Here is a 15623-nt window from a genome sequence, read left to right on the forward strand (position 1 = left end):
ACAATCCTTACGGAATCGCCTATAGTGCGCGGGTAACTGACTCTGCAATTGCTTTTGCGGTCATACTCGGTACATTACCAACAACCGATACATCAAAATTACCGCCATTATGCACATATACCGTCGTTGCACCAGATGTTAATGCACCGCTTAAACGCTTACCAGGTAAAGGTCGCTGTATAAATATAGAGATCTCAACAAAACCATCAGAAAATAAATAATAGTCTGTTAACTCATTATTTAAATCGAGTTTATGCCTGTCAGATTTTAATAATTCAAAGCCATTAGGTAACCAGTTTATATTCCAATTCTTTGCTGTATTCTCTGCACCACCTAAATCACTTTCTGGTAGAGGCGTTGGAAAGTTACGATTGAGTACTTCCAACAGCATACTAGCAGGCTGTTCAGTAACACTAACATGAGTTAGCTGTAGCTGTTCAAGCGCCTCACCTTCGTGGTTCACATACGCTGCTTTTAAAAGTAAAGACGACTCCATATCAAGCCAAATCCAGTAGTTATATTTGAATTCATCTTTGGATTCAATTCGAACTAATTGAGCCGCACGCCCTGCAATGCGCCCTTTACCACCCATTACAAAATCATAATGTGCGCTCAAACGCTCAATGTCTTTAAATAACACTTCAGGAATGGGGCCAGCAATCGAATCAGTTTTAAGAGAGTATGGCTCTGACTGCGGTTCAAAATAAGTGACTTGATTATTAACACGAACCATTTCAAGGCCTGCGCCATTGAGTAAACTTAAATGCTCAAGCTCTGTGTCGCCTTGTTTGGCATGGACCCAACGATATGGTTCCATTGTTTTACCCTTAACAACCACAAATGAAGCATCAAAATTACGGTTATGTACGGCATTAGCCATTTTAAGTAATAAATCTTTGGCAGGATTTATATCGTTGGCAAATGCAGTAAAGCTAACTACCAACGACAGAATAAAAGTGATTACTTTCATTTAATTAGTTTTTTTCCTCTTGCGCTTTTATACTATTTTGCGCTGTTTGAAGCGAGTTAGCAACACGTGCTTGTCGTTGATGCTCTAAAACTAATGCGCCAATACGTTGTTGCTGCAATTCACGTAAGCCTTGTTCAGCATTTTCAAGCGCTGGCTCAGATGAGTAACTTACTGGCGAAGCCATACCTGTTAAAGGGGTAGTTTGCAGTAAAGGGATTTCGCTTTGCTGCTGATTGTTACTTTGCGGAAGTGTATTAACGCCCACAATAGCAAACATTGCCACACTTGCTGCAATCGCTAGTTGGGCAACAGGTTTGCGCCAATTAAAAGCAACTACATTATTTTTTACAGTTTCAGTGACTGCTTGAGGCTCTGTGTTTGGCTGGTTGAAGTCAGCATAAACAGGCTCGCTTTCTAATGCTAATGCAACGCGATCGCTAATATCAATATGTATGTCATTATTATTTTTTTGAGCACGCATTGCATCACCAATTAACGCATAACGGCCAAACGTGGTTACATCTTGCTCTGCAATTTTTGCATCAGTTAGATGTTGTTCGCCATCAAGTAATGCCGATAACACTTCGTTATCTAACTTGTTAAGGTGTGCTTTCGTCATACTAAGACTCGCCTATTAATGGGTTTAATTTGTTATCAATTGCTTCTCGGGCACGAAAGATACGCGAACGCACCGTCCCGACAGGGCAATCCATGACCACTGCTATTTCTTCATAGCTCATCCCTTCGATTTCTCTTAGGGTTATCGCAGTTTTAAGATCTTCAGGCAAACTATCAATCGTATTAAAAATAACAGCGCGTACTTCTTCGCTTAAAAGTAGATTTTCAGGGGATGCATTTGAACGCATCGAATCCGCACAGTCATAAAATTCAGCTTCTTCAGCGTCGATATCATTTGCTGGCGGTTTACGGCCCTGTGCTACTAAGTAATTTTTAGCACAATTAACGGCAATACGGTATAACCAAGTATAAAAGGCACTATCACCTCTAAAGTTTGGAAGTGCACGATAAGCTTTTATAAATGCTTCTTGTGCTACATCTGCAATATCACCTTGGTTTGATACATAACGTGATATCAAACCTGCAATTTTATTTTGATACTTCTTTACTAATAGATTGAAGGCGTTTTTATCACCCTGCTGAACCCTTTTTACTAGCGCTAAATCTAATTCCTGCTCGCTCATTCGAGCCGGTACTCCTATGTCTGATTTTTGCTTGTTATTCATAGTGTCGCTATTGTTCACAAATACTCTGACCTCTACATGAATAAAAAGTTCTGTTTAATATTATTTTTTTATAAAATAGTTCATAAATAACAGCGTTAGGCTATTAAAATCACTACGTAGTAATATGACAAATATGATACAACTACAGATATTGAAAACAAATATTGCTCTATACGAGCATTGTAACCGCAAAGTACCTCTGACATGAACCAAAATAAACACCACATTGCTGATGTCGCTATTATCGGTAGCGGCGCAGCAGGCTTATCACTAGCTTTATCTTTAGCTAATTTTTGTAACGTTACCGTAATTAGTAAAGGGGCTCTGACAGAAGGCTCTACATTATATGCTCAAGGCGGTATAGCTGCTGTATTTGATAAACAAAATGACAGCATAGAATCCCATGTAGAGGATACACTCGATGCTGGCGGCGGCTTGTGCAACAGAGAAGCCGTCCACTACACTGCAAGCAACGCCCATGATTGCCTGCAATGGTTAATTGATCAAGGCGTGCCTTTTGATATGGAATTTGATAGTAAAGGCAAAGAGCGCTTTCATTTAACGCGCGAAGGCGGTCATAGCCATCGTCGTATTTTGCATGCAGCTGATGCGACTGGCAAAGCAGTACAAACTACATTAATAAGCCAAGTAAAAGCGCATAAAAATATTACACTTTTAGAGCAATACAACGCAATTGATTTAATTACTGATAAAAACACCGAAAAAACAGCTTCGCATATTCACGGTATGTATGTGTGGAACAAAAAAGCTAAAAAGGTAGAAACCATTTCGGCAAAATTTGTTGCCCTGGCGACCGGCGGGGCAAGTAAAGTGTATTTGTACACCTCAAATCCTGACGTATCAAGTGGCGATGGTATTGCAATGGCGTGGCGGGCGGGCTGTAAAGTGGCCAATATGGAATTTAATCAGTTCCATCCAACAAGTTTATATCACCCTGAATTACAAAACTTCTTAATTACTGAAGCTATGCGTGGTGAAGGCGCTTATTTAAAACGCCCTGACGGCACTCGCTTTATGAAAGACTTTGATGAGCGTGAAGAACTTGCTCCACGCGACATTGTTGCACGCGCAATCGATTTTGAAATGAAACGCCTCGGCGCAAACTGTGTTTACCTAGATATTAGCCACAAAGATAAAGATTTTATTATTGAGCACTTTCCTACTATTTATGCGAAATGCTTAAGTGTAGGGCTTGATATAACCAAAGAAGCAATCCCAGTTGTCCCCGCTGCCCACTATACTTGCGGCGGTGTAATGACCGATTTTAACGGAAAAACCGATTTAGATAATTTATACGCTGTGGGTGAAGTAGCTTATACAGGCCTTCACGGTGCAAATCGCATGGCTAGTAACTCATTACTTGAATGTATTGTGTTTGCCCATGCTGCTGCAAAAGATATTTTAAGTAAAATAGAGCATGCGCCAGAGCCTATAGCACTTCCATATTGGGATGAAAGCCGAGTTAGTAACTCCGATGAAGAAATTGTAATTACCCATAACTGGCATGAACTACGATTATTCATGTGGGATTACGTTGGTATTGTTCGATCAACTAAGCGTTTAGAGCGTGCACTGCACCGAGTTGAACTATTACAGCAAGAAATACATGACTACTATGCTAATTTTAGAGTCAGTAATAATTTGTTGGAGCTACGTAATTTAGTGCAAGTAGCTGAATTAATCATTAGAAGTGCAATGGAACGCAAAGAAAGCCGTGGCCTTCATTACACTATTGATTACCCTGAGCAAAACGAAAATCCAACACCAACTATTTTGACCCCGCAGCGCCACTAATAGCGCTAAGTGTTGCACGTTTTAATCGAGCATAGCTTTGTTCGTTAACTCCATTGGCTGAAATAATTAGCCAATGGTTTTTACTAAAGCCTTTAATATAAAGCCATACACTGCTACCAAGTATGCGACTTTGAGTACTTATTTCACCTTGAATTTTTAGCGACTGACTTTCAAATCTAAATAGGTTTGGCTCTAAAATAACAACTCCCCGTATCGGGTGAGCAGCTAAAACTTTTCGCCAAACAAATAATCCAGCCACTGTATTTACTACAACACAAAAAAGCATTGCCAGTACAGAACTTAAAAATAAGCATAATATCAAAGCCAGCATACAAAAAAAGACCACAACTGGTTTATGGTCTGCTTTATTATCTGTAACTGTAAATCTATACACGAACTCTATCTAAAATAAGTGAAACCATTGTATTTAACTGCTCATCTTTACACTCTTGATGCCCCATAAACCATGCAAATAAATCAGGGTCTTCTTCTGTTAGCAAACGCTGAAAGATAGCTTGCTGCTCTGTGCTCAAAGAGTCGTATGCTTCTTCTACAAACGGCATAAACAAAACATCTAGCTCTAACATGCCACGACGGCAAGCCCAACGAATACGTGCTTTACTATGAATTTCAACCATTTTAAACCTCATACTTAATTGACTCGAGTTTAACAAATGCGTGTCAACTTATCAGCTATTAATCGCCGATTAAAATAATAATCCACGCCAATTAGCGCTTGTCTGTACCATACGTAACAACTGCGTTATTATGTCACTTCATTTATATTGCAAAGAAGGTTTTTATGTCGAGCGTTTATGCATGTCCGTTATCTCATCAACTTATTAGCCTTAGCGGTGCTGATAAATTATCTTATTTGCACGGGCAAATTACTCAAGATCTCAATAAATTAACCAGCAGTAACTATTTATGGACTGGCCATTGCAGTGCCAAAGGAAAGCTTTGGGGTGTATTTAAATTATTTTCTCATCAAGATAACTATTACCTTACAGGCAGCGCAGCCGAAGTAGAAAAGTCGTTAGTTGAACTTAAAAAATACGCTGTATTTGCAAAGGTCGATATAAATGTCTCCTCTGAGCGTTTAATTGGCTTAATCGGCGATGACTTAACAGACGTACTTGCTCAGCTTAGTATAACATTTGAAGACGATGCTACTGCGTGCGACTTGAGTTATGGTAAAGCATTAAAGTTAGCAGATAATCGCGTGTTATTGATGGTTGATAGCCAATTTAGTATTCCTGATAATATATCGACTCTTGATAACGATGCGCCCTGGAAACAAGCAGCAATTTTAGCCGGCGAACCACAATTAAGTAGTGAAGCTATTGGGGAATATGTTCCGCAGATGGTTAACCTACAAGCTATTGGTGGCATTAGCTTTAAAAAAGGATGTTATACAGGTCAAGAAACTGTGGCCCGTATGAAATACCTTGGTAAGAATAAACGCGCAATGTATATCGTTTCAGGACAAAGCGAAGGGCTACTTTCAGAGCTTGATCTGGAAACCCAGTTAGGCGAAAACTGGCGCCGTGCGGGTAAACTTATAACGCAAAGTTTTGATGAGCAAACAAATAAACTAACAGGCCTCGTTGTGTTGCCAAACGATACTGATGTAACTCAGGTACTTCGTGCAAAACACACACCTCAGGTGGAGCTAAGCATTCTGCCTCTACCCTACTCTCTTGAAGATGAATAAATAGGAATGACTATGATCGTTGCGGCAAACAAAGTGGTAAAAATGCATTATTCGGTAATGGATAATGATGGCAATAGCATTGATAACTCGTTCGGTGGTGAGCCACTACACTTTATCATTGGCACAGGCTATTTAATTTCAGGCCTAGAAAATGCTTTGCTGGGCAAGCAACCAGGCGACACGCTTAGCGTAAAGGTTGAACCTGAAGAAGGTTACGGCGAGCGCCACGACAACCTAATGCAAGCGGTACCTAAATCAATGTTTGAAGGTATGGAAATTGAAGTTGGCATGCAATTTCGTGCATCAACAGATGATGGCGACCAATCAGTAATGATCATCGATATTCAAGATGAAGAAGTGATTGTAGATGGTAATAACCCGCTTTCAGGTATAACACTTAACTTTGATGTAGAAATTCTAGAAGTGCGTGATGCAACACAAGACGAATTAACTCACGGCCACGTACATGGCGAAGGTGGGTGTGGCCACGACCACTAATATTGTATACAGCAGATAAAAAAGCGCCTAAGGCGCTTTTTTTATATCATATTGTTGCGCTTAACCACTTCAGTTTCGCTTTTTTTCTTACTAGGAAGTGCTATTGATACTTTATTTTCTTTCAATGCGGCTAGTAAACCTTTTTGATCGTTTGTACCTACACGATACATAGTGCCATCCTTAAGCGTTAGCTGTATTGCACTAAAACCAGATACTGTATACACCCAACCATCGTGAGTAATACGGATACCTATACCATGGCGATATGAATTTTGTACTGCTTTTACTTCAGTAATCTCGCTAAGCAAAATACTTTGCCCAGCAACACCAGGCCCAAACGCCCAACTTATTTTATTATCATCAACTTTTACTGTTAAGCCATGAAACAAAAAGCCCACCAGCACTAAAATACCAGTAAATATCATTAAAGGTCCATCTGCACCTAATAAGTTCCACGCTAGTGCAACAAATCCGCCTATCCATGCTAATACAAAAAAAATGAACACCGCGTACTGCTTATGCTGATACATAACACTCTCTAAAATTAAATAAATACTTAAAAGTTATAAACCAAGGTTGCACTAAGCTCTGAATCAAACTTAAGTTTATCATCCTCGGGTTTTGAATTATAACGGTACATATACGCAAACTTAAGTGATACAGCACCAACGACTTGGCTTATTAATGCTGTTTCTGATTTAAAACGAGAATTAAGACCCGAGAGCGATTGCTCTACACTGACATCTTGATTAAAACGAGTTCGCTTAGAAACCAAACGCTCCCATTGCATTGCAACTCTGACTAAATAACCCGTTTTATTTATATCGTCCTCACTTACATCTGACTCTTCATCAGCAACGGAGCGATATAAACCGGGTCCTACATCAATATCAACTTTGTTTTTAACACCTTGATATACACGAGTACCGTAACCGGTTGCGATTGTGCTTTTAAAATCTAAGCCGCTAAATTCATCTTCTTCGTAATCGCCGTAAATAAAAAAGGATGAGTTTTTCACACCCACTTTATAATTACCCTGTGCAGAGACAAACACACGATTAGCTGTTACATCGCTGTCGCCTGTTTCATCGTTTTCATCGCGCTTATAAAGGGAGTCTATTTTGAATTGATTACGCCACTTCTCAAAGTCTTGATATAAATTACCTTTGAGCTTAAAACTGGTCGAATTAGCGTTGCCTTTGCTAAGAATAAAGCCAAACTCAGTATCCCCATAAAGCATTTCACCTTTGTGTAACTCATGGATCTCTTCATCCGAAAGCTGTCCATATTCATGAAAATCTTCAAAAGGATCAACAGCCCAGCTTGGGCTACTAATCAATAAGAGAATTAAAAATAAATACTTACGCACAAATACGCTCTCTTGCACACAATTATAAACAAACAAGCAATATGGGCTTATTCACTTTCTTTCCATAAAATATGACAAAACGGCGCGTCTTTATCACGACTAATTAAAATTTTTGCAAATAAGGCATCTTCATTTTCAAATTCTAAACCGACTAACACTTGAATAAAGTGCTCTGGTTCAATTTCAAGTGCCACAAAATCTTGCCATTGGTCATCTGGCTCATCTTCTTCAATAAAGCCAAGATCTTCTCGGTATTGATTAAAGTCTTCAACATCTTTATCGCTCAAGTTATTTGGCGCTAGCTCTAAAAAAATATCATAGGCTTGATGAGTTGCTTCTTCTATCGTGTGTAAACGTGGGCCAGACATGAGTGATTAACCTCTAAGCTTTTAAGTGACATCATAATAACAAAACTAGCATCTATATAGATAAAAAAACGCTTAAATACCTTACTTTTTTATCATCACTGCACTCATTTCGAAATATTTATATTGTTATTAGCAAGATCAACAATATAAGACTTTGAATTACTCAATTAATTCATTTTTTGTGTAAAAACTTTCTCTCTTTACTTAGTTAACTTAACAACATAAGCTCAAGTAACAGGTCAGAGGAGTGTGTAATGATAAAACTAGAAAAACAACATGGCATTGCTACCGTCACGCTTAGTAGAGCAAAAAAGCAAAACGCATTAAGCTTTCAAATGTTTGTCGAGCTAAACAAAGCTATTAAAAGCATAAAAAGAGATCGCAGTATTCGTGCTGTAGTAATAAAAGGCGATGGCGAGCATTTTTGTGCAGGCCTTGATATATCAGCTGTCATGGCGGCACCATTGAATATTATAAAATTATTGCTCAAATGGTTACCTGGCAATCAAAACTTAGCGCAAAAAGTAGTATTAGGCTGGCAGTCACTAAGCGTTCCTGTTATTGCACAAATTGATGGCAACTGTTTAGGAGGGGGATTACAAATAGCACTAGGTGCCGATTACAGGATTGTTCATGTTGATGCCAAGCTTGCCATTATGGAAGCACGCTGGGGGCTGTGCCCCGATATGGGCGCAAATGTAATGATGAGCGGTTTAGTTAAGCGTGACCAAGCACTTTGGCTTGCAAGCCACGCAAACCCTATCACAGCACAACAAGCAAATGAGCTAGGTTTGGTTACTCAGCTTACCGATGATACTCAACAAGCCACGCAAAACATGCTCAATACATTACTTGAGCGCTCACCCGATACGCTTGCTGCTATTAAACGTGTTACACAACTTAGCTATAAACCAAACCAACGAAAAATACTCGCTAAAGAAACCTTCAGCCAAATTCGCTTATTGCTAAACCCAAACACTAAAAAAGCAATTGCTAAAGCAAAAGGAAAAGGAAAAGCGGACATAACCTACGCAAATACAAAGCACTGGTAGACAATGCATAAAAGAGTTTGATTTGTTAAAGTTAAGCTCTTATCTTTTCTGTGAGCCACTTTGATGAAATATCTGCTCAGTAGCGCTATTATTTTACTATGTTTAGCCTGCGCTAAACTCATTATGCACTTTATTGGTGGAAGCTTTCCTGCACCGTTACTCGCTATGGTTATTTTATTAGTTTTACTCTTATCGGGTATTGTAAAAGAGCAACATGTAAAACCATGCGCCTCCCCTATTTTAAATATTATGCCTATATTTTTCATTCCTGCGGGTGTGGGATTTATTGAACATCTCGGCCTTATAAAATCGCACTGGGCATTTTTAGCATCAGTTGTGTTGCTAGTTCCTATAACTACCTTATTGCTTGTTAGCAGTGTAATTGCGTACTTTAAGGGAAAAGAAAATAATGACTGATTTTACTTTTTCCGCTATTTCAGAGCTACAGCCTACTTTATGGTGGCTAAGTATCCCTTTTATTATTGTATTGTTTTTAGCACTAAGGGCCGTAAACCAAAGTATAAAAAACAGCGTATTAAAATCGCTCACCAACCCCGTATTTTTAAGTATTAGTATTATCGCTTTATTACTCGTTAATCTAAATTTGCCTTATACGCAATTTGCCTCGAACAGCAAACTACTAAGCTGGTTATTAGAGCCCGCAATTGTCGCTTTAGCGCTTCCTTTGTATCAGCAGTTTACGCATGTACGAAAAAACCTATTACTCATAGTCGCAACATGTAGCCTAGGAATTGTTAACGCAACCGTTGTGGCATTTTTGCTAAGCATATTATTTAATGCGCCAGCGCAGCTAAGTGCATCGGTTGCCGCACTCAGTGTCACTACACCTATATCTTTAATCGTCACTGATTCATTGGGTGGAATCAGTTCACTTGCTGCAGCTTTAGTTATTTTTATTGGTTTACTAGGGGCTTTATTTGGTTTTATGCTTTTTAAACTCGTTAATATTTTTAATCACGAATCTCAAGGCGTTGCCATGGGCACAGCTTGTCATGCAATTGGGACTGCCGCTGCTATTGCCGAGCATCCAAAAGTTGGCGCTTACTCATCGGTTGCAATGGCGCTCAGCGCTTTACTAACAGCGATTATAGTACCACTGTTATATCCATTTTTAGTCAACATTTTGCTATAGTTGGAAAAATACAACATAGCCCTAACATAGAGCGCTTTATGATCAGTTCTGAAATCGAACAGTTTGAAAAATATTACACCATGCTTACTGAGTATATGGTTACCTACAGTATGCAAATTGTCGGTGCTATTTTTATCGTCCTCATTGGTTTGTGGATAGCGCAAAAGCTTGCCAAATTTGTAGCTGCGTTAATGACCCGCCATAATGTTGACATTACGCTCACTAACTTTGTCAGTAGCGTGGTAAAAGTACTGCTAATTGTAATGGTTATAATTATTGCACTTGGCAAAATAGGTATAAGTGTTACTCCCTTTGTAGCAGCTATAGGTGCTGCGTCTTTAGGTGCAGGTTTAGCACTACAAGGAATGCTCTCTAACTATGGTGCAGGCCTTGCCATTATAGCCACTCGACCTTTTGTTGTTGGTGATACTATTGAAGTTAAAAATGTAAGCGGCCAAGTTAAAACAATTGAGCTTGGCTACACAATTTTAATCAATGAAGAAAAAGTAGAAATTACTATTCCAAATAAACATATTGTGGGCGAAATACTTCACAACTCGTTTAGTTACTCATTGGTCAAAGGTGAAATAGACATAGCTTATAGTGCATGTTCTGATAGCGCCATTAGTCTTATTGAAGAGGTACTTAAAGCGCACAAACTGGTCGCGCAAAACCCATTATCGCAGGTCGGTATTGAACGTTTTGCCGATAGCGGTGTTACAATCAGCTACAGATATTGGGTGCCTACTACTAAAATTATCGAAACCAAACTGGCTATTAACGGCGGTGTTTATAAAGCAATTAACAACGCTAAGATTGAAATTCCATTTCCTCAACGCATTATTACAATTAATAAAAACGGTTTAGAAAGTTAATTTAGTTTTAAGTGTGAGCCTGCTTAGCCGCAAGCTCACACATTTTAGAACAAACTAAATATCAATTAGTAAACCATCGTCTTGTTTAATTTTTTCAATCACCATATAAGTGTGGTGCGTACCGACTCCCGGTATATCAACTAAATCCCCCAATACTTGTCTATACTCTTCCATGTTAGACACGCGTATTTTTAATAAATAATCATAGCCACCAGCAACCATGTCGCATTCAACCACTTGCTTAATTTTTAAAATATGCTCTCTAAACACTTTAAATACGGCTGTATTTGAGGTAACAAGCGAAACTTGCACATGAGCAACTAAGCTTTGATTTAGCTTAGCTTCACTAAGTTTTGCATAATAGCCTTCTATGTAGCCCTCTTGCTCTAAACGTTTAACACGATCAAGGCATGGGCTAGGGCTCAAGTTAACCTGTTTTGCCAGGTTAACATTAGAAATTCTGCCGTTCTTTTGTAGAACGTCTAGTATGGCTAAATCGATACGATCTAGCATGCGTAATCTATTTGGAATTGTCATAACAGAATTTTATGCGGATAAGTTAAATTTATGCCCTGTAAATTATCGTAAATCGCGAAATTTAACCAGCATATTCTGCGGAATTTTAATTAGAATGCACTCACAATATCACTGATAATTTATTGGTAATTAATTTTACTTTAAATCCTAAACACTCCTGAGGGTTGCTTATGTTATTCAACGGCGATTTAACTACTAACTGTCCTATTAGACAGAAAATTCGTGACTTTTACCGCATAGACGAAAATGCGGTTATCGATCATATTTTACCGCTTGCAGAAGTGGGCGTAAAAGCACGAAGCCGTGCATGGGAAAGAGCCCGCCAGATTGTTTTAAACATTCGTAAAGAGCAAGATGGACAAGGCGGTGTTGACGCACTTTTAAATGAATTCTCACTCTCTAGTGAAGAAGGTGTTGTATTAATGTGTTTGGCCGAAGCTCTGCTTCGCGTACCAGACAAAGCAACTCAAGATGTACTTATTCGCGACAAGTTGGCCAAAGGTGATTGGAGCTCTCATTTAGGCAGCAGCGATTCTTTATTTGTAAACGCGTCTTCTTGGGGATTATTAGTTACCGGTAAAATGGTTAACTACACAGATAAAACGAAAGAACAACAGTTCGGCATGCTTAAAAAGACCATTGGTCGTTTAGGTGAGCCAGTTATTCGTAAATCCGTAAATTTTGCTATGAAAATTATGGGCAAGCAATTCGTTATGGGCCGTACCATTGACGAAGCAATTGAACGTGCTGCCGATACAGAGCAAAAAGGCTATGTATATTCTTACGATATGCTAGGCGAAGGCGCGCGCACAATGAAAGATGCAAAGCGTTACTTTGACAGCTACATGAATGCTATACACTCAATTGGTAAAGCGGCCAATGGTCGTGGCCCAATTAAGAGCCCTGGTATTTCAGTTAAACTTTCGGCTATTCATCCACGCTATGAGTTCACTCATAAAGACCGTGTGATGGAAGAAATAGTCCCTAAGTTAAAAGAACTTGCTCTTGCCGCTAAAAAATACGATATCGGCTTTACCGTTGATGCCGAAGAAGCTGACCGTTTAGATATTTCATTAGATGTAATTGAAGCGGTATTTAGCGATGAAGATCTTGGTGATTGGCAAGGATTTGGCTTAGCGGTTCAAGCGTACCAGAAACGTGCTATTTTTGTAATTGAATGGCTAACCGAGCTTGCGACCCGCGTTGGTCGTAAAATGATGGTCCGTTTAGTTAAGGGTGCTTATTGGGATACAGAGATTAAAAGCACACAACAAGATGGTTTGGATCACTACCCCGTATTTACACGTAAAGCCACAACCGATGTTTCCTACAAAGCATGTGCAATTAAAATGCTTGAAGCGCGCGATGTGCTTTATCCGCAATTTGCTACACATAACGCTTACACTGCTGCGACTATTTTAGAAGTAGCAAAAGGCGACAACACTGGTTTTGAATTCCAACGCTTGCACGGTATGGGTGAATCATTATTCGATCAAATCGTTAACGAAGAAAAAATTCAGTGCCGCGTATATGCCCCTGTTGGTCAACACGAAGATTTACTTGCTTACCTTGTTCGTCGTTTATTAGAAAATGGCGCTAACTCATCATTTGTAAATGCCATTGTAGATACATCTAAACCTGTTGAATCGCTATTACCAGATCCTGTAGAAACACTACAAGGCTTACGTAACAAGTATAATACGCAAATTAAAATGCCAATTAATTTATACGGTGAAGAACGTGCTAACTCTAAAGGCATGGATTTAACCGACATTAACGTTATTACCCCTTTCAAAGAGAATCTTGAAAGCTGGTTTAATGAGCATTTAATTGAGCAAAGCCAAGTACCTGAAGGCTCATTAGCCGTTAAAAATCCAGCGAATCATAAAGAAATCATCGGCCACGTTAAATTACAAACTGGCGAAGAGATGAAAGTATTACTGGCTAACGCAGAAGCAGCTTTTGAATCATGGTCGCAAACATCAGTAAAAGAACGTGCAAATTTACTGCGTCGCGTTGCTGATATTTTAGAGCGTCATCACGACGAACTAGTCGCTATCTGTATTAAAGAAGCGGGTAAAGTAGCACAAGACGGTATTGATGAAGTGCGTGAAGCGGTTGATTTTTGTCGTTACTACGCGGCGCGCGCTGAAGAGTTATCGCAAGATGAACGCTTTGAAGCCCGTGGCGTTATTTTATGTATCAGCCCGTGGAACTTCCCGCTTGCAATATTCTTAGGCCAAGTGGCTGCTGCCATTGTTACAGGTAACACAGTAATAGCAAAACCTGCTGAACAAACAAGCTTAATTGCCCTTCGTGCAATTGAACTAATGCTGTCTGTTGGCTTACCTGAACATGTTGTTCAACCGGTTATTGCTCGTGGTAGTGAAGTAGGTAAAACAATTGTTCCTGATGAACGCATTCAAGCAATTATGTTTACCGGCTCTACTGAAACAGGCACATTAATTTCTCAAACACTTGCTACACGTAACGATATTCAAGTTCCGTTAATTGCAGAAACTGGTGGCCAAAACTGTATGATTGTTGACTCAACGGCGCTTCCTGAGCAAGTAGTTGACGATGTGATCAGTTCTGGTTTTCAAAGTGCTGGGCAACGTTGTTCGGCTCTTCGTGTTCTATTTATTCAAGAAGACGTAGCTGATGGCATCATCGATATGCTTAAAGGGGCTCTAGCTGAGTTACACATTGGCGATCCATCGTTACTATCAACTGATGTAGGCCCTGTAATTGATGAAAAAGCACTTAAAAACTTAAACGACCATGTTGAGTACTTAAAAGGTAATGCAACACTGCATTACGAGTGCAAAATTCCTGATAATACATTAAATGGTGCATTCTTTTTTGCGCCTCGTTTATATGAAATTAAGGACTTATCAGTACTTAAACGTGAAGTATTTGGCCCATGTGTTCATATTGTGCGTTTTAAATCGAGCGAACTTGATGATGTGATGGATCAAATTAACAACACAGGTTATGGCTTAACAATGGGTGTACATTCACGTATTGAAGAGCGCTGTGAATACCTTGCTAAAATGTCACGTGCGGGTAATGTTTACATTAACCGCAACATGATTGGTGCTATTGTTGGTGTGCAACCATTTGGTGGCCGTGGTTTATCAGGTACTGGCCCTAAAGCCGGTGGCCCTAACTACCTTCAACGTTTAGTAAAAGAAAAGGCATCACCAGATAACGTGCAAATGACAAACCTGACGCCAGATGAGCTTGATTTACACCACTACAGCGGTGCAAATGAACAAGTTAAAAAGCTAATGGCTAACTCAATGCGCGATGAAAAGATTTGGCGTGCAACACCGCTAAATGACCGTGTTTCAGCTGTACGTCAGTTGCTTGCTAAAATCGCGACGGTAGAAATTATCGACGATTTAGCAGACGATTTGGCATTAACACTATCAGAAGCTCGTGCACAGCTTAACCGCCTTGAAAAGCACATGCGTAAATTTACTACCCTGCCTGGGCCAACGGGTGAGTCTAATACACTTCATCTAGAAGCGCGTGGTTGCGTCGTGTGTTATGCAGATAAGAGCACATCATTTAACTTCTGGGCATTGTCTATCATTACCGCTATTGCCGCAGGTAATACGGTAATTACTGTAGCGTCTGAGCTGTTTTATGATGAAGCTGTTGCCTTTAAAGATAAATTTATCTCTACAGGTGTTGCTGAAGGTGTTTTCCAAGTTGCTAAACCTAATCAGTTACAAGCTATTTTGGCTCACCCTCATTTAGCAGGTGCAGTAGTTGCTGCTCGCTCGTCTCGCTTAGGCTACTTTAGCCAGCAGCTAGCACAGCGTAAAGGTGCTATTTTACCAGTAATTAGCTCTGAGTATTACGATACGTTAATCAAACGTCTTATTACTGAAAAAACAATCAGTATTGATACAACAGCATCAGGTGGTAACACATCACTAATGACGCTTGTTGAAGATGATGAGTAATTAGAAAACTAATTTCTTAATAGACACGAGAGGCACCTAATGGTGCCTTTTTAC

Annotated in this window: 17 protein-coding genes; 8 read left to right on the top strand and 9 right to left on the bottom strand. The window is 39.5% G+C overall.

The features are described 5' to 3' along the window. Positions 1-19 precede the first annotated feature (19 nt). The 3 genes from NRL14_RS05010 to rpoE are packed head-to-tail and all read right to left on the bottom strand — an operon-like array spanning position 20 to position 2172. The gene (locus tag NRL14_RS05010) at positions 20-970 is read right to left on the bottom strand and encodes a MucB/RseB C-terminal domain-containing protein (protein WP_033040040.1); all 951 of its coding nucleotides are present in this window, start codon (positions 968-970) and stop codon (positions 20-22) included. Between the two features lie 4 nt (positions 971-974). After that, positions 975-1589 carry a sigma-E factor negative regulatory protein gene (locus tag NRL14_RS05015; protein WP_033028990.1) on the bottom strand — a complete coding sequence of 205 codons (615 nt, stop codon included), beginning with the start codon at positions 1587-1589 and terminating at the stop codon, positions 975-977. Between the two features lies 1 nt (position 1590). Beyond that, positions 1591-2172, bottom strand: a complete 582-nt coding sequence (gene rpoE / locus NRL14_RS05020; protein ID WP_007377533.1) for an RNA polymerase sigma factor RpoE — start codon at positions 2170-2172, stop codon at positions 1591-1593. A gap of 246 nt (positions 2173-2418) precedes the next feature. On the opposite strand from rpoE, the gene nadB reads away from it, so the two are divergent. Beyond that, complete coding sequence (gene nadB / locus NRL14_RS05025; RefSeq protein WP_008134820.1) at positions 2419-4029, top strand: L-aspartate oxidase; 1611 nt, start codon at positions 2419-2421, stop codon at positions 4027-4029. Here the strand turns inward: nadB and NRL14_RS05030 are convergent. Together NRL14_RS05030 and NRL14_RS05035 are read right to left on the bottom strand one after the other, a co-directional pair. Then, positions 4004-4360 carry a hypothetical protein gene (locus NRL14_RS05030; RefSeq protein WP_007377535.1) on the bottom strand — a complete coding sequence of 119 codons (357 nt, stop codon included), beginning with the start codon at positions 4358-4360 and terminating at the stop codon, positions 4004-4006. The genes nadB and NRL14_RS05030 overlap by 26 nt on opposite strands. 55 nt (positions 4361-4415) lie before the next feature. Further along, positions 4416-4667: a succinate dehydrogenase assembly factor 2 gene (locus NRL14_RS05035; protein WP_008134821.1), complete on the bottom strand. Its 252-nt coding sequence runs from the start codon at positions 4665-4667 to the stop codon at positions 4416-4418. A gap of 164 nt (positions 4668-4831) precedes the next feature. Between NRL14_RS05035 and ygfZ the strand changes: the two genes are divergently transcribed. Then, positions 4832-5743, top strand: a complete 912-nt coding sequence (gene ygfZ, locus NRL14_RS05040) for a tRNA-modifying protein YgfZ (RefSeq protein ID WP_306724139.1) — start codon at positions 4832-4834, stop codon at positions 5741-5743. Between the two features lie 12 nt (positions 5744-5755). Beyond that, complete coding sequence (locus tag NRL14_RS05045) at positions 5756-6241, top strand: peptidylprolyl isomerase (RefSeq protein WP_007377538.1); 486 nt, start codon at positions 5756-5758, stop codon at positions 6239-6241. A 41-nt stretch (positions 6242-6282) separates the two neighbouring features. Here the strand turns inward: NRL14_RS05045 and NRL14_RS05050 are convergent, their stop codons facing one another. The 3 genes from NRL14_RS05050 to NRL14_RS05060 are packed head-to-tail and all read right to left on the bottom strand — an operon-like array spanning position 6283 to position 7978. Continuing rightward, positions 6283-6771 carry a hypothetical protein gene (locus NRL14_RS05050; protein ID WP_306724140.1) on the bottom strand — a complete coding sequence of 163 codons (489 nt, stop codon included), beginning with the start codon at positions 6769-6771 and terminating at the stop codon, positions 6283-6285. 26 nt (positions 6772-6797) lie between these two features. After that, positions 6798-7610: a DUF481 domain-containing protein gene (locus NRL14_RS05055; RefSeq protein ID WP_007377540.1), complete on the bottom strand. Its 813-nt coding sequence runs from the start codon at positions 7608-7610 to the stop codon at positions 6798-6800. Positions 7611-7657: 47 nt separating this feature from the next. Beyond that, positions 7658-7978 (bottom strand): HI1450 family dsDNA-mimic protein, encoded by a 321-nt coding sequence (locus NRL14_RS05060; protein WP_007377541.1) that lies wholly within the window; start codon positions 7976-7978, stop codon positions 7658-7660. Between the two features lie 254 nt (positions 7979-8232). Here NRL14_RS05060 and NRL14_RS05065 point away from each other — a divergent pair, with 254 nt between their 5' ends. The 4 genes from NRL14_RS05065 to NRL14_RS05080 all read left to right on the top strand — a co-directional run bounded on the left by NRL14_RS05065 (position 8233) and on the right by NRL14_RS05080 (position 11058). After that, complete coding sequence (locus NRL14_RS05065) at positions 8233-9030, top strand: crotonase/enoyl-CoA hydratase family protein (protein WP_306724141.1); 798 nt, start codon at positions 8233-8235, stop codon at positions 9028-9030. A 63-nt stretch (positions 9031-9093) separates the two neighbouring features. Beyond that, positions 9094-9447 (top strand): CidA/LrgA family protein, encoded by a 354-nt coding sequence (locus tag NRL14_RS05070; RefSeq protein WP_007377543.1) that lies wholly within the window; start codon positions 9094-9096, stop codon positions 9445-9447. Next, positions 9440-10183, top strand: coding sequence for an LrgB family protein (locus NRL14_RS05075; RefSeq protein ID WP_306724142.1), 744 nt, complete (start codon positions 9440-9442; stop codon positions 10181-10183). Before NRL14_RS05070 ends, NRL14_RS05075 begins: the two co-directional genes overlap by 8 nt. A gap of 38 nt (positions 10184-10221) precedes the next feature. Further along, on the top strand, positions 10222-11058 hold the full coding sequence (locus tag NRL14_RS05080; protein WP_306724143.1) for a mechanosensitive ion channel family protein: 837 nt from the start codon (positions 10222-10224) through the stop codon (positions 11056-11058). Positions 11059-11112: 54 nt separating this feature from the next. Here the strand turns inward: NRL14_RS05080 and NRL14_RS05085 are convergent, their stop codons facing one another. Continuing rightward, positions 11113-11595: a winged helix-turn-helix transcriptional regulator gene (locus NRL14_RS05085; RefSeq protein WP_033015324.1), complete on the bottom strand. Its 483-nt coding sequence runs from the start codon at positions 11593-11595 to the stop codon at positions 11113-11115. A 170-nt stretch (positions 11596-11765) separates the two neighbouring features. Between NRL14_RS05085 and putA the strand changes: the two genes are divergently transcribed. Further along, positions 11766-15569: a bifunctional proline dehydrogenase/L-glutamate gamma-semialdehyde dehydrogenase PutA gene (putA, locus tag NRL14_RS05090; RefSeq protein WP_306724144.1), complete on the top strand. Its 3804-nt coding sequence runs from the start codon at positions 11766-11768 to the stop codon at positions 15567-15569. The last annotated feature ends 54 nt before the right edge of the window (positions 15570-15623 follow it).

The sequence above is a fragment of the Pseudoalteromonas sp. 20-92 genome (assembly GCF_030847595.1).
GTDB lineage: Bacteria > Pseudomonadota > Gammaproteobacteria > Enterobacterales > Alteromonadaceae > Pseudoalteromonas > Pseudoalteromonas fuliginea.